Origin of the sequence: Serratia sp. OLAL2 (assembly GCF_002752475.1) — a bacterium.
Lineage (GTDB): Bacteria > Pseudomonadota > Gammaproteobacteria > Enterobacterales > Enterobacteriaceae > Serratia > Serratia bockelmannii.
The window spans coordinates 67,951-86,838 of the sequence record NZ_MSTL01000002.1 but is presented as its reverse complement, the minus strand read 5'-3'; the positions used below and the strand labels follow the sequence as shown (position 1 = coordinate 86,838).

Annotated in this window: 24 protein-coding genes; 22 read left to right on the top strand and 2 right to left on the bottom strand. The window is 54.6% G+C overall.

What is annotated here, in order from left to right:
• Positions 1–15 precede the first annotated feature (15 nt).
• The 20 genes from BVU99_RS02510 (at position 16) to BVU99_RS02420 (ending at position 15,867) form a co-directional block, all read left to right on the top strand.
• Positions 16–282: a phage holin gene (locus BVU99_RS02510; protein WP_099817110.1), complete on the top strand. Its 267-nt coding sequence runs from the start codon at positions 16–18 to the stop codon at positions 280–282.
• On the top strand, positions 282–767 hold the full coding sequence (locus BVU99_RS02505) for a lysozyme (RefSeq protein ID WP_099817109.1): 486 nt from the start codon (positions 282–284) through the stop codon (positions 765–767). Before BVU99_RS02510 ends, BVU99_RS02505 begins: the two co-directional genes overlap by 1 nt.
• A complete protein-coding gene (locus tag BVU99_RS02500; protein WP_099817108.1) occupies positions 764–1,201 on the top strand; it encodes a lysis protein in 438 nt (145 codons plus the stop codon). Before BVU99_RS02505 ends, BVU99_RS02500 begins: the two co-directional genes overlap by 4 nt.
• An 8-nt stretch (positions 1,202–1,209) precedes the next feature.
• The gene (locus tag BVU99_RS02495; protein ID WP_033654171.1) at positions 1,210–1,677 is read left to right on the top strand and encodes a phage tail protein; all 468 of its coding nucleotides are present in this window, start codon (positions 1,210–1,212) and stop codon (positions 1,675–1,677) included.
• A complete protein-coding gene (locus BVU99_RS02490) occupies positions 1,665–2,123 on the top strand; it encodes a phage virion morphogenesis protein (RefSeq protein ID WP_099817107.1) in 459 nt (152 codons plus the stop codon). Before BVU99_RS02495 ends, BVU99_RS02490 begins: the two co-directional genes overlap by 13 nt.
• Positions 2,124–2,179: 56 nt before the next feature.
• Entirely contained in the window at positions 2,180–2,392 is a 213-nt protein-coding gene (locus BVU99_RS24910; RefSeq protein WP_131164858.1) for a hypothetical protein, read from the top strand.
• A gap of 93 nt (positions 2,393–2,485) precedes the next feature.
• On the top strand, positions 2,486–3,124 hold the full coding sequence (locus BVU99_RS02485; protein WP_099817106.1) for a phage baseplate assembly protein V: 639 nt from the start codon (positions 2,486–2,488) through the stop codon (positions 3,122–3,124).
• A complete protein-coding gene (locus tag BVU99_RS02480) occupies positions 3,121–3,468 on the top strand; it encodes a GPW/gp25 family protein (RefSeq protein ID WP_244590488.1) in 348 nt (115 codons plus the stop codon). The genes BVU99_RS02485 and BVU99_RS02480 overlap by 4 nt, the downstream gene beginning before the upstream one ends.
• Positions 3,468–4,376, top strand: a complete 909-nt coding sequence (locus BVU99_RS02475; protein WP_099817105.1) for a baseplate assembly protein — start codon at positions 3,468–3,470, stop codon at positions 4,374–4,376. Before BVU99_RS02480 ends, BVU99_RS02475 begins: the two co-directional genes overlap by 1 nt.
• Complete coding sequence (locus BVU99_RS02470; protein ID WP_099817104.1) at positions 4,369–4,968, top strand: phage tail protein I; 600 nt, start codon at positions 4,369–4,371, stop codon at positions 4,966–4,968. The genes BVU99_RS02475 and BVU99_RS02470 overlap by 8 nt, the downstream gene beginning before the upstream one ends.
• Before the next feature lies 1 nt (position 4,969).
• Positions 4,970–7,129, top strand: coding sequence for a hypothetical protein (locus BVU99_RS02465; protein WP_099817103.1), 2,160 nt, complete (start codon positions 4,970–4,972; stop codon positions 7,127–7,129).
• Between the two features lie 4 nt (positions 7,130–7,133).
• Positions 7,134–7,874 (top strand): hypothetical protein, encoded by a 741-nt coding sequence (locus BVU99_RS02460; protein ID WP_099817102.1) that lies wholly within the window; start codon positions 7,134–7,136, stop codon positions 7,872–7,874.
• Positions 7,875–7,908: 34 nt separating this feature from the next.
• Positions 7,909–8,991, top strand: a complete 1,083-nt coding sequence (locus BVU99_RS02455) for a phage tail protein (protein WP_256376341.1) — start codon at positions 7,909–7,911, stop codon at positions 8,989–8,991.
• Between the two features lie 172 nt (positions 8,992–9,163).
• Positions 9,164–10,336 carry a phage tail sheath protein gene (locus BVU99_RS02450; RefSeq protein WP_099817101.1) on the top strand — a complete coding sequence of 391 codons (1,173 nt, stop codon included), beginning with the start codon at positions 9,164–9,166 and terminating at the stop codon, positions 10,334–10,336.
• 10 nt (positions 10,337–10,346) lie between these two features.
• Positions 10,347–10,862, top strand: coding sequence for a phage major tail tube protein (locus BVU99_RS02445; RefSeq protein ID WP_049233671.1), 516 nt, complete (start codon positions 10,347–10,349; stop codon positions 10,860–10,862).
• Positions 10,863–10,933: 71 nt separating this feature from the next.
• On the top strand, positions 10,934–11,260 hold the full coding sequence (locus BVU99_RS02440; RefSeq protein ID WP_099817100.1) for a phage tail assembly protein: 327 nt from the start codon (positions 10,934–10,936) through the stop codon (positions 11,258–11,260).
• An 11-nt stretch (positions 11,261–11,271) separates the two neighbouring features.
• Positions 11,272–11,394, top strand: coding sequence for a GpE family phage tail protein (locus BVU99_RS02435; RefSeq protein ID WP_072008420.1), 123 nt, complete (start codon positions 11,272–11,274; stop codon positions 11,392–11,394).
• Positions 11,387–14,305 carry a phage tail tape measure protein gene (locus tag BVU99_RS02430; RefSeq protein WP_099817276.1) on the top strand — a complete coding sequence of 973 codons (2,919 nt, stop codon included), beginning with the start codon at positions 11,387–11,389 and terminating at the stop codon, positions 14,303–14,305. Before BVU99_RS02435 ends, BVU99_RS02430 begins: the two co-directional genes overlap by 8 nt.
• Positions 14,306–14,314: 9 nt before the next feature.
• Complete coding sequence (locus tag BVU99_RS02425; protein WP_084969780.1) at positions 14,315–14,779, top strand: phage tail protein; 465 nt, start codon at positions 14,315–14,317, stop codon at positions 14,777–14,779.
• Positions 14,776–15,867, top strand: a complete 1,092-nt coding sequence (locus tag BVU99_RS02420) for a phage late control D family protein (RefSeq protein ID WP_064290908.1) — start codon at positions 14,776–14,778, stop codon at positions 15,865–15,867. The genes BVU99_RS02425 and BVU99_RS02420 overlap by 4 nt, the downstream gene beginning before the upstream one ends.
• 147 nt (positions 15,868–16,014) lie before the next feature.
• Here BVU99_RS02420 and BVU99_RS02415 read toward each other — a convergent pair whose 3' ends face one another.
• Positions 16,015–16,824 carry a chaperonin gene (locus BVU99_RS02415; protein ID WP_099817099.1) on the bottom strand — a complete coding sequence of 270 codons (810 nt, stop codon included), beginning with the start codon at positions 16,822–16,824 and terminating at the stop codon, positions 16,015–16,017.
• A gap of 307 nt (positions 16,825–17,131) precedes the next feature.
• Between BVU99_RS02415 and BVU99_RS02410 the strand changes: the two genes are divergently transcribed.
• Positions 17,132–17,353, top strand: coding sequence for an ogr/Delta-like zinc finger family protein (locus tag BVU99_RS02410; protein ID WP_072008418.1), 222 nt, complete (start codon positions 17,132–17,134; stop codon positions 17,351–17,353).
• Between the two features lie 193 nt (positions 17,354–17,546).
• Here the strand turns inward: BVU99_RS02410 and cspE are convergent, their stop codons facing one another.
• A complete protein-coding gene (cspE, locus tag BVU99_RS02405) occupies positions 17,547–17,759 on the bottom strand; it encodes a transcription antiterminator/RNA stability regulator CspE (protein WP_004935122.1) in 213 nt (70 codons plus the stop codon).
• A 375-nt stretch (positions 17,760–18,134) separates the two neighbouring features.
• Between cspE and BVU99_RS02400 the strand changes: the two genes are divergently transcribed.
• Positions 18,135–18,512, top strand: coding sequence for a hypothetical protein (locus tag BVU99_RS02400; protein WP_025303352.1), 378 nt, complete (start codon positions 18,135–18,137; stop codon positions 18,510–18,512).
• The last annotated feature ends 376 nt before the right edge of the window (positions 18,513–18,888 follow it).

Here is an 18,888-nt window from a genome sequence, read left to right as displayed (position 1 = left end):
CGCGGGAGGTGGAGAATGAAACTCATGACTGAAAAGATTGCCGCCGGTATTAACTATTGCATTGCCGGCGGCTTATGCACTGGCGGGCTGATCGACTGGTTTCGCCACGTTGACTGGAATCAGGTAGCCGTGATCGGCGGTTTTCTCCTGGGCCTGATCACCTATCTCACGCAGACCTATTTCGACTGGCGGCGCACGCGGGCCTATGAGAAAGGCGTCAGCGCCGGGATCATTACCGAGCCACCGGCGAAACGCGGGCTTTTTAATAAGGAAGCCGATTAATGGCAATGTCATCTGCCCTGCGTAAAAAGCTGTTCGGTGCGGCCGGCACTGGCGCGCTGGCGATCGCCACGTTGATGATCCCTGAGCTTGAGGGCGTCAGATTTGAACCCTATCGCGACGTGGCCGGCGTGCTGACCGTATGTTACGGCCATACCGGGGCCGATATCGTGCCGGGCAAGCGCTACACCCAGGCGGAATGCAAGGCAATTCTGGACAAAGACCTGATCCCCTTTGCGCGATCGGTCAATCGTTCGGTAAAAGTGCCGGCGACAGAGTACCAAAAAGCCGCCCTGATCAGTTTCAGCTATAACGTGGGCGTCAGCGCCTTTGAGCGCTCGTCCCTGCTGCGCAAGCTGAACGCCGGCGACTATGCCGGCGCATGCGACGGCCTGCGCCAGTGGATTTATGCCGGCGGTAAGCCGTGGAAAGGCTTAATGAATCGCCGCGATATTGAACACGAGGTCTGCACCTGGGGGCAGAAATGACCCGCCTGACCGCCTGCGCCACGCTGATCGCGCTTTGTGCGCTGGCGTTTCTGGTTTACAGCAATCAGGGGCTGCGCCAGGAACGCGAAACGTTGCAACGCGACAACAAAAGACTGGCCGGCCAGATCGAGTGGCAGAATAAAACACAAATAGCCGTCGCCACTATCGACGAAAACCGAAGCCGAGAGCTGACCGATGCAAAAAATAAAATTGATGATCTGCAACACGATATTGATGCTGGCCGCCGCCGGCTGCGCCTCAACGCCTCATGCCCGACCTCCGGCACCGCCGGCATGGTTGATGCAACCGCCGCCCGACTTACTGACGCCGCTCAACGGGATTATTTCACCCTCAGAAAGCGAATAGAAACCGCCAATAGCCAGATCGCCGGGCTGCAAGACTACATTCGCGACGTCTGCCTGACGCAACCGTAGGAACTGCCATGTTAAAACCCGACTCCCTGCGCGCCGCCCTGGGCGACGCCGTCAATCACATCAGAGAAAACCCTGATTTCCTGCATATTTTTATTGATAAGGGCACGATTTACAGCACCTTCGCCCCGTCGCTGTCGTTTGAGTATCAATACACCCTCAATATGATCGTGACCAACTACGCCGACGACGCCAATCTGTTGATCGTCCCTATTCTGCATTGGCTACGCACCAATCAGCCGGACATTATGGCGAACCCGGACAAGCGCGGCGACGGCTTCACCTTCGAGGCGGATTTCTTGAATAACGGGGTGAGAGATATCAGCATTGATCTGAAACTGACGGAGCGCGTGATCGTCAAAGAAGAGAACGGCAAGCTGCACGTCAGCCACGTCGAGGAACCGCCACCGCCACCGAACAACGTCACCGAGTTTGAAATCTGGATGCAGGGCCGGAAGGTGGCAGCATGGGCCGCTTAGACGATTTCCAGACGCTGGACGATACCCTTTCTGTCTTGCTCCAACAGCTTTCCCCGCAGTCGCGGCGCGTATTCACCCGCCAGGTGGCGAAAGAATTGCGCCAGCGCCAGCAAAAGCATATCCAAGAGCAAAAAAACCCGGACGGCTCCCCCTACGTTCCGCGCAAACACAAGCGCCGGGACAAACAGGGCCGCATCCGCCGAAAGATGTTCACGCGCTTGCGCACCGCGCGCTTTATGAAAACGGAATCCGGCCCCGATGAAGCCGCCGTCACCTTCGCCGCCGGCGTGACGAATTTGTCCGCCGTCCACCATTACGGCCTGCGTGATAAAGTCAGCCGGAACGGCCCAACAGTGCGTTATGAGCGCCGGCAACTGCTCGGCTTTACTGACGACGATATCGAATGGATCAAGGATCTGGCGCTCAGTCACATAGCATCCCGATGAATACCGTTTTTCTGATAATATTTCCTATTCCACGGATATCAGTAACAGGTGAAAAAATGCTGAAGGAAGAGTTTGCTCAGGCACTACGTCAAAAATTATCTCAAATCCCCTTAGAAACGCGTCGAACTTGGGATGAAAACAACCTTTTCGCTTGGTATATGAACGCCATCCGCGAAGACAGTTATTTGCGTTGGGAACGTTGCCCAGGCGACCCATGGCAATGGGTTAAAGGCTTCTGTGAAAATAGTTACGGCTCAAAAGCCTGGTAATATCTAACTCCCACAACTCTCCGTCGCCTTGTGCCAGCGATGGCACAAAGCGCATCGCATGCCCCCCGCGCCCGCCCGCGTCACACTGGCGGTATGAATGCAATCCTCACTGAACTACGCCGCCGCCTGGCTAACATCGTGCGCATCGGCACCGTGTCCGACGTGGATACGGCGAAAGGCTTATGCCGCGTATTAACCGGCGCGAATGAAACCGACTGGCTGAACTGGCTGACGCTGCGCGCCGGCCGGGTGCGCTTCTGGTCGGCCCCGTCGGTGGGCGAACAAGTGATCGTGTTGAGCATTTTCGGTGAGCTGACCACCGGCTTTGTGCTGCCGGCTGTGTTCTCCGATCAGCACTCTGCGCCATCCGCTTCACCTGACGCCGTCCGCATTGATTTTCCCGACGGCGCGGTCATTGAGTACGAGCCGGAAAACAGCACGCTAACGGCGCGTGGCATGAAATACGCCGATATCCAGGCCGCTGAGAAAATCAGCGCCACGTCAAACGTCGTCGTCGTTACCGCCAGCCAGATGATCACGCTGGATGCGCCCGTCGTGGAATGCACCAACAAGCTGATCGCCGGATCGCTGCTGCTGAAATACGGCGGCGAAATGTACGGCAATATCACCCACACCGGCGGAGGCTTTAACTCCAACGGCGTAATCGTCCATCTGCATTATCACGGCAACGTGCAGAACGGCGGCGGCAACACCGGGGGGCCAACATCATGATGTATCTCGGCATGAACCGTAACAGCGGCCAGGCTATCAGCGAGATCGACCACATCCGCCAGTCTGTCAGCGACATTTTGATCACCCCCGTCGGTAGTCGCGTCATGCGCCGCAAATACGGCTCGCAGCTGTCGGCCCTGATCGACCAGCCGCAAAATCCGGCGCTCAAGCTTCAAATGATGGCCGCTGTTTATGGTGCGGTGCTGCGCTGGGAAAACCGCATATCCCTGACCGCCGTCAACATCACATCGAACATGGACGGGGAAATGGTTGTTGACCTGGTCGGCAACCGAACCGATACCGCCGGCCGTGTTCAATTTTCATTACCGATCAGGGGGCAATAATGGCGACGATTGACCTGAGTCAGCTACCCCGCCCCAATGTCATTGAAGCGCTGGACTATGAAACGCTCTTTGATGCGCGCAAAGAGCGATTGATCAGCCTGTACCCGGAGGAAGAACGGGAAGCAGTGCGCCGCACGCTGGGCTATGAGTCCGAGCCGATCGTCAAAGTCCTGCAAGAATCCGCCTACCGTGAGGTGTTGTTACGCCAGCGCGTCAATGAGGCAGCGCAGGCCGTAATGGTGGCCTACGCCATGAGCAGCGACCTCGATCAGTTGGCCGCCAACAACGACGTGAAACGATTGGTGATCGATCAGGGTGATCCGGGTGCTGTGCCACCCGTACCGCCGACGATGGAAAGCGATGCCGACCTGCGCCAGCGCATCCCCGCCGCGTTCGAAGGTATGAGCGTCGCCGGCCCGACCGGGGCCTATGAATTTCATGCGCAGAGCGCTGACGGCAAAGTCGCCGACGCCTCAGCGATCAGCCCTGCGCCGGCAGAAGTCACCATCAGCGTGTTATCCCGCGACGGCGACGGCACGGCATCGCCGGAGCTGCTGGCCGCCGTCAGCGCCGCGCTGAATGACGAGGAAGTCCGCCCGGTTGCCGACCGCCTGACCGTGCAGTCTGCAAAAATTGTTAACTATCAGATTGATGCCACGCTCTACGTTTACCCCGGCCCGGCGATTGAGCCGATCATGGCCGATGCCGAGCTGCGTCTAAAAAACTACATCAACGAGCAGCGCCGGCTGGGCCGCGATATTCGGCTATCAGCCATCTATGCCGCACTGCATACCCAGGGCGTGCAGCGCGTTGAACTGGCCGCGCCGCTCGCTGACGTGGTGCTAGATCGTACCCAGGCCGCCAACTGCACCGATTACCACATCAGGATCGGCGGTTCAGATGAATAGCCTGTTGCCGCCTGGTTCATCGCAGCTTGAGCGGCGAGCAGCGGAGGCGTGCGCCGGTATCAGCGATCTAAGCGTCCCGCTGCGTGACCTGTGGAACCCGGCGCGCTGCCCGGTAAAATTTTTGCCCTATCTGGCCTGGGCGTTTTCAGTAGACCGCTGGGACGAGAAATGGACGGCGGCAGAGAAGCGCAAGGCCGTGACGGATGCATTTTACATTCATCGCCGCAAGGGAACGGTTGCCGCCATCCGGCGTGTCATTGAGGCAATGGGTTTTTCAATGTCGATCGCTGAATGGTGGGAGGTCGCCGACCCGCGCGGCACGTTCCGTCTCACCATCGACGTGAACGACGTCGGGATCACTGACGAAATCGTCAGGGAGCTGAAGCGATTGATTGGCGACGCCAGGCCGGTTAGTCGCCACATTGCCCAGTTGAACATTGCGACCGCCGTCACTGGCGTTATCTACTCCGCCATTACGGTACATGACGGCGATATCGTCACCATTTATCCGGCCGACTACGAGCCGGACGACAGCATCAAATATAACGGCGTTGCGGGTTTCAGCGGCGACTACCACTATTCCGGGGAGTGATATGACGAAAATTAATGAAAGCGGCCAATGGGTAGATAGCGTTTATCAAATCCAGCGCGGCGACAAAGTGATCGGGGGCCGCGATGGAGTTGCAAATATCCAGCCGCAGCAGCTGGCGAACCGCACGCAGTATCTGAAACAGGCGATCGAGGGATTATCCGTCGGCGAACAGCCTTTCGACAACGTGGAAAAGGCACAGGCAAAAATCAATGAAGGTAGCATTCCGCTGAATGCGCGTTTTTCCGTGCGCATTGAAAGCACCGACGCATGGCTAGCCGAATATAAAAATATGGGTGGCGTCGCCACGGCAACGGGAAAAACGTTACCGACTGGCGAGCTGGTTAAAAAAATAACAGATTACTTTTATTTAAATGATGCGATCGGTAATTTGCTGGTTGATATGGTTGATGAAGATTATTTCTCTGTGTGGCGCTTATTCGATAATGGCGCTTTCGGTACGATTAAAAGTCTGTTATCGCCACAGGGTATATTTTTGGACGACCTGAAAATTACCCACGTCGGCGATCGGCCCGGCATCACTTATCAGGACGTAGATGATTTTGTCGTTGAAATCGTCGGGCGCGATGGAGTACCAGCGCCAAAAGCGCTACAGGGGCATGGCAAATTTTCCACCCTCGAAACGTCGGACGCCTGGCTACGACTTGAGGACGTGGACGGCTTTTACCGGGACTATATCGATCTGGATGGCAACCCGCTAAACGCTGGCAGCGGCGGCGTGAGTGAGTTCGATTTAGTGGCGCATGATGCGCAGAACAAAGCCTATTCACAATCTGTACGCGACAGGTACAACGCCGATATTCAGCGCCTTGTGTCTGCCCTGAATCACCTGGTTATGTACAGCCAGAGCCTGGGCACACAGCAGGAAGGCTGGCCCTCGCTCACCAAGGAGCCAACGGCAGACTATGACAACCTGATGCTGGGCGACAGCGTGCGCCCTAAAAGCCGCACAGCTGCTGAGTTTGTTCCTGTGGGCGATGCAGTGCTTAAACCGCTGAAAGCTGTAGTTCAGTCTGGCGACGGAAGCACCATTCTGACCGATGAGCAAGTTGCCGCTCTTGGGGTAGGTGCCGGGAATGAAGGTGAAGGCGGTGCGGCGCTGACAAATTTCCTGCGTAAGCTATGGCTGCAAAAAAATTGCCTGGAGCGCGATCCGGGGCGACGCTTTGTCGTATCAAGCACTGGCGTTAACGGCCGCACTATCGAAGAACTTTCAAAAGGCGCTAAACCGGAGTTATACCAGCGCCCGCTGCAAGCAGTGAAACAAGTCAAAGCTATCGCCGATGGGCTTGGCGTCAGTTATGCCATTGCCGCATTCATTTTCATCCAAGGTGAATGGAACTACAACGGCACACGCGGCGGCGTACAGACCAAAGACGGATATAAGAAAGAGATGGGGACATTATTCCCTGACATGACAAACGATATGGCGAGCGGTATTGCCGGGCAAAAATCACCGCCTGCGATATTTATGTACCAAACCGGGGCCGGCTATACCGTCGATAAATATGACCTTGGCATAGGTATGGCGCAATGGGAATTCTGCAAAGAAAACGCAAACGCCTACCTGGTGACGCCGGCTTATCCCTTCCCAGATAAAGGCGGCCACCTGACAAGCAATGGCTATCGTTGGATGGACATGCAATTCGCCAAGGTGATGCACCGCGTGCTGAATGAGGGGCAAGGCTGGGAACCGCTCGGCCCTATCCGCATCGTGCGTATCGGCCGCGTGGTGTATGTGCTGTATCACGTCCCCAGCCCGCCGCTGCAATTCCGCCCGGCATATGTCGGCCGCGTGCCGACGATATATGCCGATAAGGGATTCCGTATCACTGACAGCACCGATAGCACCGATAGCACCGTGCCGATTCAGTCAGTGGAAATTGCCGCCGACACCATTATAAAAATCACGCTGGCAGCGTTACCGGTAGGTGAGGCAAAACTGTGGTATGGCGATAAAGCAGCCCATAACGGTAACGGTAACGTTTTTGACAGTGACAATTTTGCATCACTGGCAAATTACGAGTATCGGGCGGGGAGCGGCCAATATGCGGATGAAAATATTCCTGAGCTGGTCGGCAAGCCCTATCCATTAAATAACGCATCGGTGCAATTCTGCATGCCGATTGAAATCGGAGAGTAATATTATGGTCATGGTCATTAAATCAAACGTTGCCGGCGCGTCTATTTCTAAACCAGACGGCTGGAATCCGCCATTCAGTACTGAAGGGCTGACATATGCCAATATCTTTGGCCGCGGAAATTTGACGGCTAACCTCGCCCCCGGAGGCGCGCCAGCAGTCCCACACGGGAACCCCATTCAGAAAGGCGAGGCTTTCGAGTTTTCGACAAGTAATTACATCGATACCCGCGTGCCGACAAGCGAAAAGGCAACGCTGATTTCTATTGCGACCGCGCCGTCGACAGCGACAAGCCGCTGTTTCCTGATTTCCAGCTTCAAAGGAAGCACTGATGCGGGTAAATCGCTGTTGATGCAAGGTGCTGCACCGCCTGCAATCTATGTTTACTCGCATTACAAAGGCACTGATGCGAGCGGAAATCCCTTCAATAACGCCTACAGTTTGGGAATGAATACCAGAAGCACAGACAGCACCCCCGCTTTCTTCCATGGCCGTGATGTGGGCAAGGGGCTATTAATCGGAGACATGACCAACGACCAGGTCAAAACTGTTACCCCTGGCTGGCCTGTGGCGTCGTTCGCAAATCCAGCCCTCACATATCTTATTGGGCAGAGTTGGGCAGAAGGATCGGCCCCACATCTTAACTACGCCTCGCTGATTTATGACCGCGCACTGAGTGATGACGAAATCGCGCAAATTTATCAGTACTTCCAGGGGTATTACAGCCGCCGCGGGATCACCATTTAATGAGCGGCAACGACCTGATTTAGGAGGGCTGAGCGTGAGCGAGAAAAAATACAGCGCAATGATCACCACCGCCGGCGCAGAGAAGCTGGCAAATGCAGCTGTTACCGGCACGCCGATAGCCATCAAGGAAATGGCCGTCGGCGACGGAGGCGGGCGTCTACCCCAGCCCAGCACCGCCAACGCCGGGCTGATCGGTGAGCGGTATCGCGGTGAGCTGAATAAGCTGGTGATCGCTGACAGTGACGCCAGCGTCATCGAAGTTGAAATGATCATGCCGCCGCAGGTCGGCGGCTTCTGGCTGCGTGAGCTGGCGCTTTATGCCGACGATGGCGAATGCGTCGCCGTCGGCAACATGCCGGAGACGTATAAGCCGCTGCTGGCAGAAGGTTCGGGCCGCTTCCAGATCATCAGGATGCAACTGAAGGTCAGCAGCACGGCAAACGTGGAGCTGATCGCCGATCCGTCGGTGATTTTGGCAACCGCCGAGGATGTCAAGGGAGCGGAAGACGCGGCAAAGGACTACACGGACGAAGCGATCGGCGAGCTGGGCGAAAGCGTAAACAAGGCGATCGCCGCCGCAGTAAAAACGGCAATCCGTGACGCCTGGGAGCAGGACAACCCCGTCGGATCGTCGCGCCTGTTCAATCAGAACGTGAACCCTAACACTAAATGGCCGTGGTCAACATGGGAGTACGCCGGCGAACACCTGACGATCAGAACGGCAAAAGCGGACGGTTCAGACGTCGGCACTTTGGGCGGCAACGATACGGTAAACATCACGCGAGCCAATCTGCCGCAGTCGGTGCTGAATGTGTCGGGAAGCACAAGTGAGCAAGGGGCGCAGACGCTACAAACAACGCCGGCGGGTAGACACCGGCACCAGGGAGGAATGTCCGCGCCCGGCGAGGCGTGGGATGGCGATTATATTGTCGGCTCCGACAACGACAGCCACAGAACGCGCAACTACACCAGCGAAGCTGAAGACCATATCCACTCCGCCACCGTGCCGGCGCACACTCACACCGTTTGGGCGCAAACCGAAGCGCTCGGCCAGGGCCAGGCGATCAACGTTGTCGAGCGCCATAAGCTGCAAATGCTGTGGCACCGCGTAGCCTAAGCCCCATGCGGGGCTTTATTTTTACGGCAAATAGCGTCATTGTAATCACCGTCCATCTTGCCGCGCGCTGATTTCGCGCCGCCTTGTGCCAGCCACCACACAAAGCCCACCGCATGCATTAACCGCGCACCGCCGCCACCATAGGGGAACACCGTTACAGGAGATCCGCCTAATGGCTCAAGACTATCACCACGGCGTGCGCGTGCAGGAAATCAACGAAGGCACCCGCACCATCACCACTGTCAGCACCGCCATCGTCGGTATGGTCTGTACCGGTGACGACGCCGACGCAAAAGCATTTCCGTTAAACACCCCTGTGTTAATTACCGACGTCCTGACCGCCAGCGGCAAGGCTGGCGAAACCGGCACCCTCGCCCGCTCGCTGGATGCCATCGCCGCTCAGGCCAAGCCCGTCACTGTCGTGGTGCGTGTCGCCCAGGGCGAAACCGAAGCCGAGACGACAACCAATATCGTCGGCGGCGTGACCCCCGAGGGCAAGAAAACCGGCATGAAAGCCTTGCTCGCCGCACAAAGCCAGCTTGGCGTTAAGCCCCGCATTCTGGGTGTGCCGGGCCATGATAACGAGGCAGTTGCCTCCGAATTGCTGGCCGTGGCGCAAAGCCTCCGCGCCTTCGCCTACCTCAGCGCCTATGGCTGCAAAACGGTATCCGAGGCGATCGACTACCGCAAAAACTTCAGCCAGCGCGAAGCTATGTTGATTTGGCCGGATTTCCTGAGCTGGGATACCACGACCAATGCATCCGCAACCGCGTTTGCAACAGCCCGCGCGCTCGGGCTGCGCGCCAAGTTGGATCAGCAGGTCGGCTGGCACAAAACCCTGTCCAACGTCGGCGTTAACGGCGTGACCGGCATCAGCGCCGACGTCTATTGGGATTTGCAGGATGCGACCACCGATGCCAACCTGCTGAACCAAAACGACGTTACCACGCTGATCCGAAAAGACGGATTTCGCTTCTGGGGGTCGCGCACCTGCTCCGATGATCCGCTGTTCCAGTTTGAAAACTACACCCGCACCGCGCAAGTACTGGCCGACACGATGGCCGAGGCGCAGATGTGGGCGGTAGATCAGCCGCTGCACCCTTCCCTTGCCAAAGACATTATCGAGGGCATCAACGCCAAATTCCGCGAGCTGAAAAACGGCGGTTACATCGTTGACGGGAATTGCTGGATTGATGAAGCGGCCAACCATAAGGACGTCCTGGCATCCGGCAAGCTGGTGCTGGATTACGATTACACGCCTGTGCCGCCGCTCGAAAACCTGCTGCTGCGCCAGCGCATCACCGATCAGTATCTGATGAACTTCACTCAGAACGTGAACAGTTAAGGGGGACGCGATGGCCTTACCACGCAAACTGAAGTATCTGAATCTGTTCAATGACGCCAACAGCTACCAGGGCGTTATTGAAGAAATCACCCTGCCGAAGCTGACCCGAAAGCTTGAAGCATTCCGGGGCGGCGGCATGAACGGCAGCGCCAGCGTTGATCTGGGGCTGGATGATGGCGCACTTGACGCCGAGATCACTCTTGGCGGCATTGAGGCGCAGATTTACAAGCAATGGGGCATCGCCAAAGTTGACGGCATCCTCCTGCGCTTTGCCGGTTCATTCCAGCGTGACGACACCGCCGAGATCATTGCCGTCGAAGTGGTCATGCGCGGGCGTTTCTCCGAGTTTGATCATGGCAACTATAAGCAGGGCGACAACACGCAGACCAAGCTGAGCGCCAAAAACACCTATTTCAAGCTGACATGGGACGGCAGCGTCCTGATGGAAATCGACACCGTGAACATGGTCGAGATCATTGATGGCGTTGACCGCCTGGCGGAGCACCGCCGCGCCATCGGCTTGTAATCGCCTGCTGACAGGTATTTCATGCGGCCCGCAGGGGCCGCCTAAACAGCACCAATCATTAGGATAACGTGATGAAAGAAAAACAGACGACAGACGGCGCAGAACTGGCGACCTACCAGCCGATCACCCTGGACGTTCCGATCGTGCGCGGCACCACGCAAATCACCGAGGTGACAGTCAACAAGCCGAATTCCGGCGCGCTGCGCGGCACCCGTTTGCAGGCACTGATCGAAACCGACGTCGATTCCCTGATCAGGGTATTGCCGCGCATCACCACGCCGAACCTGACGGCGGCCGAGGTTGCCAACCTCGATCCGGCTGACCTTTATCAGCTGTCGCAAGCTGTGGCGATTTTTTTCTTACCGAATTCGGTCAGGTCAGATTTCCTGAACAGCTGACAGTAGAAGATCTGACGGCGGATATTGCCGCCGTCTTCCATTGGCCGCCGACCGTCACCGACTCAATGCCGCTGGCCGAGCTGCTGGAGTGGCGGCATAAAGCCATAATCCGCAGTGGGGCAAGTGATGAGTGACAAAAACCTCCGATTGCAGGTTTTACTGAGCGCGGTCGATAAAGTCACCCGCCCGTTTAAATCCATGCAGGCCAGCAATAAAGCGCTGGCCGCTTCTGTTAAAGCCACCAAAGACCAATTAAAACAGCTGGATAATCAGGCTGGGAAAATTGACGGTTTCCGCAAGACAAAAGCCCAGGTAGCCGCCGCCGCGCAGGCGCTAAGCACTGCCCGCGATAAAGCGCGCAATCTGGCTATCGCCATGAAATCAACGGAAACCACGACGGCCAGGCAGGCGCGCCAATTTCAGAAAGCCAGGGAGGAAGCGGCCCGCCTTCAGCAAAAATATTCCGATCTCCGGCTGTCACTGCAAAACCAGCGCACCGCACTGCAAAACAGCGGCATGGCGACTAACCGACTTGGTGAGGCCCAGCGATCGCTGCGCGCCAATATCAGCGGGACAACCGACGCACTTGCAGCACAGCAGCGAAGACTTGAGCAGCAGGCCCAGCAGCAAAAACGGCTGAATGCTGCGCGCCATCAATTCGACGAGAGTAATCAGCGAAAAGTCATGGCTGCCGGGGTGGGTTATACCTCGATGGCCACCGGGCGCGCGATGGGTCGCGGGCTGGCAAATGCCTTGCACGTCGGTTATGACTTTGACGCGATGATGAGCAAAACACAGGCTGTAACGCGCATCCCGTCCAAGTCAGACCCAGCAATGATGGCCCTGCGCCATCAGGCGAGAACCCTGCCGCTATCGTCAAAATTTACCGATCTCCAGGTTGCCGAGGGGCAATACTTCCTCGGAAGAACGGGTTATTCACCGCAGCAGGTATTAAAAGCCATGCCGGGGATGCTGAATCTGGCATCGGCCGGCGACATTGACCTGGGCACGACAGCCGATATTGCGTCAAACATTCAAACCGCGATGGGGATCCCGGCGGAAAAAATGGACAGAGTGGCGGACGTGCTTACCGCGCTGTTCACACGGAACAACGTTGATATTCCGATGCTGGGCGAGTCATTGAAATATTCCGCCGGCGTCGGCCGCGAATATGGGCAAAGCCTGGAAACCGTTTCAGCCGCCACGGCGATCATGGGGAACGCGGGCATTCAAGGTAGCCAAGCTGGTACAGCAATGCGCGCTATTCTCAGCAGAATTGGCAACAGCCCCACCGTCAGAAAACTAGGCGTCGAAACCAAAGACAAAGACGGCAATATGCGCGACTTGGTCGATATTTTGAAAGATATCGACAAGAAGACGTCAAAAATGGGGAACGTCGATCGCGGTAAGATTTTCAAAGATATTGCTGGCATGTATGCGGTCACTGGATTCGGTGAGTTGATGCGTGCGGTATCAGATGGCAAGCTGCAAAAAATGCGCGGCGCGCCGGGTGAGTATGATGGCGAGGCCGCGCGCGTATCCGGCACCATGCTGGATAACATGAAAGGCGACATGACGATGCTGCATGCTGCCCTGGAAAATATCAGCGTTGAACTGTTTGAAAAAAACGACGCCTGGCTACGAAAAACGGCCAAAGGCATCAGCAACGTTTTGCACGGCGTTGCTGAGTTTTTAAAAGCGCACCCCAACATAAGCGCCGCCATAGTTAAGATAGGGGCAGCAGCCGCTATTGCAACGACCGTTTTCGGTACGCTGGCGATCGCCGTAGTCGGGCTGCTCGGCCCGTTTGCCCTGCTCCGGTTCAGCACCCGCATGTTAGGTATTCGCCTGCTGCCTAACCTCTCACTCAGCATGCTGAAATTCGCCAGTACGACGCCTATCACTAAAAAGCAAGTCGGGAGCTTCAGCCGCTCATTACTTGAAGCAGGGAAAAGCGCGCTGACATTCTCCAAGCAAGGGTTAGGTAACGCCAGCCGCGCAGTAATGACATTTGCATCATCACCACTACAGACAGCCGCCAAGGGGATGAAAGGAGTTGGGCGCGTATTTACCTGGCTGGCAACCTCACCACTGAGATTCCTCCGCTTCGCCCTCGGCGGATTGGCGAGTATGTTCGGCATTCTACTCAGCCCGCTGGGACTGATTGCGGCCGCGATCGTTGGCGCTGGCGTGCTGATTTACAAATACTGGAAGCCTATCAAGGCGTTTCTCGGCGGTGTTGTCGAAGGCTTCAAAAGCGCCGCAGCACCGATCAAGGACGCTTTTGCGCCATTGATGCCGGTATTCAACTGGATAGGCGACAAGGTTAAAGCGTTGTGGGGCTGGTTTACAGATTTGCTGACGCCAGTGAAATCGACAAAAGACAGTCTGGACAGCGCAGCAACGGCCGGTAAGACGTTCGGAGAATTTCTGGCAGCAGGCATTGAGATGGCGCTAACCCCGCTGAAACTGCTGACGGACTCAATCAAGTGGGTGTTGGATAAGCTGGACGAAATCAAGGTACGGTCGGCAGAAACGCGCAAACTGGCGCAGGAAAACCCTGCCGTTGCCGATGCGGCCCGCCGCGCCGGTGTCATGATGACGCCAGGGCCGACAGGAAATTCAGCTGATGCAATACGCTATCGCTACACAGGAGAGCATGATAAAGGCGGCCGTATCCCGCTGGGTAAATTCGGCATTGTCGGAGAGTATGGGCCGGAAATCGTCAGCGGGCCGGTAAACGTCACCAGCCGCCGAAACACCGCAGCAATGGCCGCCGTTGCCGCCCTGTTCATGAATGGTGCAACAGCAGCAGACGCCCCGCTACATCCACACAGCCTGGCCGGGAACCAATATCGCTCAGCCGGCAGCGCGTCATATCAGCGTACCAGTGCGCCAATTGTCGAGATCCACGCGCCGATAACCATCAATCCGCAGCCTGGACAAAGCGCGTTAGATATCGCGCGGGAAGTCGCCAGACAACTTGACGCGAGAGAACGGCAGGCGCGCGCCAAGGTGAACAGCAGTTATAACGATTTTGAGTGAGGATTCATTATGATGATGGCATTAGGCATGTTCGTGTTCATGCTGCAAACCGTTCCATACCAGGAATTTCAGCACCAAATGTCATGGCGACACCCGACAAACAGCCGCGTCGGGCTTCGACCTCAAAGCCAGTTTTTGGGGCCGGACGATGAAACGATCACATTGAGCGGCGTCCTATTGCCGGAACTGACCGGCGGCCGAGTGTCGCTAATGGCGATCCAGCTGATGGCGGAAACAGGCAAGGCGTGGTCGCTTATCGAGGGCAGCGGCGCGATTCATGGCATGTTCGTGATCGAGAGCCTGACCCGAAGCAAAACCGTTTTCTTTCAGGACGGTTCGGCCCGGCGCATCGAGTTTACCATCACACTGAAGCGCACGGATGAAGGGTTAAAAGACATGTTCGGTGATTTATCCCAGCAATTTGAAGATCTCGCCTCTCAGGTATCTGACACCGTTGGGGGACTTTTATCATGAGCCTGCTCGACACCCTGGACAAGATCGGCGGAAGCAATACGCCGGCCTATACGTTGAAGATTGGCGGCGTCGATATTACCGGGAAAGTGAACGAAAAATTGCTGAGCCTGACTCTAACCGATAACCGAGGCTTTGAGGCTGACCAGCTGGAGATCGAGCTTGACGACAGCGACGGCAGCCTGATACTACCCCGTCGCGGCGTCAGCATCGCCGTGGCTATCGGCTGGAAAGATACCGGCACCATCGACAAAGGGCTGTTTGTGGTGGATGAAATCGGGCATTCCGGCGCGCCGGATAAGTTGACGATCACGGCACGCAGCGCTGATTTTCGACAAACGCTAAACGTGCAGCGCGACAACTCCTATCACAAGAAAACCCTGGGCGATATCGTGAAAACCATCGCCACTCGCAACAAGCTAACGCCGGTCATCAATAAAAATATGGCTGATATCGCCATTCCTCATATCGACCAAACCAACGAGTCGGACGGGAGTTTCATCACCCGTATAGCGAAGGAAAACGGCGCTGTCGCCGCTGTTAAGAATGGTAATCTGCTGTTCTTCAAACAGGGGCAAAATCAGACCGTCAACGGCAAACAGATCCCTGAAATGCTAATCAATCGCCAGTCGGGCGACAGTCATCAATTCACGTTGACCGATCGCGGGGCATATACGGGCGTGGTGGCAAACTGGTTAAACACCCGCGCCGCGAAAAGCGAGCCGGTCAAGGTCAAGCGCCGCCGCAAGAAAAAGCCAATGGTTGAGGAAGAAAAACAGGGGGAATATTTAGTCGGCAGCGATGAAAACGTCCTGGTGTTACGCCATACCTACGCGACAAAATACAACGCCCAGCGCGCGGCAAAGGCCAACTGGGAACGGATACAGCGCGGTGTCGCCACTTTCTCGATCCAGTTGGCGCGCGGCCGTGCAGAGCTTTACCCGGAGGCCCCCGTTACGGTCAAAGGCTTTAAGCGTGAGATCGACGAAGCAAAGTGGACGCTGGTTACAGTAACGCACAGTTTGAACGGCAGCGGGTTTACGACGTCGCTGGATCTTGAGGTAAAAATCGACGAGCTGGAAATGGAATAATGTGCATTAATTCAGATTTTGTCTAGCACCTTTACGACTCAGGGCTATGCCTAATATGACTGCCAGCCCTGAGCCAAAATCGGAGATTGCTCACATCATTACGATGCCCACAGATAGAAAAATATAGCCCCCCATTTTCAGCAACAGTCATTTTATAATTGGATAACTTACACAAGTGTGACCATTACTAATAGCATACATTTGATTGCCACTAAGACTTACAAAAGGAAAAGTTGTAAATTCATAGTTCCTTGAAGTCATATTAAATGTTAGGAACTTGTCTGTAAGGCATAGTTTTGATGAATGGGCTGGAAAAGTCCCTTGATTTTTTACTGTAACCATAAATCCGATAGGAAAAAAATGAAGAGCACATATAAATGCAACATGTCCGTCATTCATGAAACCAACACTTTGAGCCGATATGTGCATCCTGTGCGGATAAAACCAGTAGTAGATATCATGCGTATCCTCAAAGCTTGGTTTATTACCTAACACATAATTTTTCAAAGGTGTATAGAAGGGACTATCTACTGGTTCCTTTTTGCAGTCCTCAACTGAAGTAGCTGATAGTATGTGACCAATCATTGCTCTGGTGAAAGATACACTGTCAAATGGAATTCTGATGAAAGGAAATGCCACTGTACCAGTCATATACTTACTCAACTGGTCTTTAAAAGACATAGTGACTTGTTCAATCGATTTATCAAGTCCACCTAAGACATCGTTATTACAATGACTGCAAATTGTTCGGAAATAGGCACCATTTTTAGCATTTATTGGCTTTACAGGTTCCTGTACGTGAAAAAACTCACTAACTGTTTTCTGAAGAACAGGCCCTAATGTTATAGCGCACTTTGGTGGAACATGATCCTTAGTAAGCACACCATATATCCCACAAATGTTGCAGTAACCTTTAACAATTCCATTATGCTTCCATCTTTCGCTAATTTTTGCCATTTTCTGCCTTATGTAAAATAAACTATCTATGCTATATCGAATTCTATCAAAGGACATTTTAACATCTGATGAGTCAACATGTGGAGCAACATAGGTAATATTTTAGAAGGCACTAGAATTTAGACACTCTCATGCCATTTCTACTGTCAGCAAAGAGTCTACTGCAAGATCAATACCGATACCTAACTTGATCGCGTACCGAGCAAAAAACCGTCAGAACAGATTTTAGCTAATGCAAACGCCCCTTAATCGTGCATAATTACCAGCAATACTGGCCTTAGCCGGGAACATGACGGAGAACCCCGCCATGATGCATTGTCCTGAATGCGGCCAAGCCGCACACACCAGATCATCGAGCTACATCACCAATACGACCAAAGAGCGCTACAACCAGTGCACAAACATCAACTGTGGATGCACGTTTGTCAGCCATGAAACCTTTACCCGCGTCATTTCAAAACCGCATAACGTTAATCCGGTTCCCCCTCACCCACAAAGCGGCGGCCAGGCTTCGCTGATTTTTGGGTAGGTACAAGAACAAGAGCCAAAATGTGGACAAATAAAAAAATATAAACAATAAAAAACAATAAGTTAAATCATCAATAAAGATTTAACAAGGAACTTTTGCCCGCAGACTTGCGGGCTTTTTTTACGCGCTGCCAAATTGCAGGCATAAAAAAACCCGCCGCAGCGGGTTCTTTTCAATCAGCGGTAGACGCCAATTAGATAGCGGTAACGTTAGCCGCAGATGGACCTTTCGCACCGTTCTCGATAGAGAACTGTACGTTCTGGCCTTCAGCCAGGGTCTTGAAGCCTTGATCCTGGATAGCAGAGAAGTGTACGAATACGTCTTTGCTGCCGTCTGCTGGGGTGATGAAACCAAAACCTTTAGCTTCGTTGAACCACTTCACTTGACCTTTGATCATGTTGGACATGTCTAATTTCCTTCAATAATAATGTTAGCCGCCATGGGCGAGATAGCCGGTCATCAGTTACTTATGGAGGCACTGGAAAGGAAATTCGTCAGAGAAGGGCTATCCGGGATAACGCTTTAAATTTGAACTACTTTACTCAAAATGTCGTGCATAAATAGGTCTGTACCACAGGCCGACATCATTAACTCATGAGCGAGCGGCAATAGCAACCTTTTTCGCCGTGATGGGGCGTGAATCTCGGCTAAACGCACAGGATTTGACCCTGTCGGACGATGGAATCACCGCCTGCCCCCCCGTAACAGCCAAGGTAAATGATAGTAATTCTCGTTCTGCTGTTTTATAGTTGCCTACAGAAATCATTCAGGGAGATTCATCATGCCGAGATGGCTTACCTTACCAACTGCCAGTGCCGCCGCCCTGCTGGCCTTTGCCGCTTACAGCGCTCCGCAGAGTGCACTGGAGCTGAATTATCAAGCTCCAGAACCCAGCGTGACTCCCGCTCCCAAGCCGACAGCACCGTCAGGGCCAGCCCCTAAGGCGGCGAAACCGCCGATTACTTGGGCAGAGGCACGCGACAAGAACGGCTTTCGCGTCGATATCGAATGCGATCATCCGGGCTGCAGCAAACCGCGCACCAAACCTTATCCCGCGTATGAAGGCCCGGTGAAGAAAACCGATCGCCGCCGCCAATCCGATCCTTACTCCACCAACCAGGATCCCGATTACAACATCCAGTTGGGCTATGAGTGGTAGCGCCGCTTTCGGAGTAATACCTATATCAGCCGCCCTCGCCGCTGCATAGAATAGCGCCAGTTCACCACTCCTCCTGGTGTTGAACACAACAAGCTGTGTTGCAAATCTTTATGCGCCTCCCTATAGGCGCTTTTTTTTTGCTCCTCCCTCATGCCAGTTTCCCGATTACAGATTGCTCTCATTGCCCCGTAAAGTGATGAATGTCACAAATACGCCTCCTTGCCATTCTTATTCGGAGGTGATGTTCATGGCCACAGGATCCCTTGCCCTCTTGGCTGTCTTAGCCGGCATTGCGGGCTATTCGCTCTATAAGCATTTCAAATCTCAGAAAAAAAGCACATTCGTTCGCCCGCACGATCGGTAATCGATAACGCAT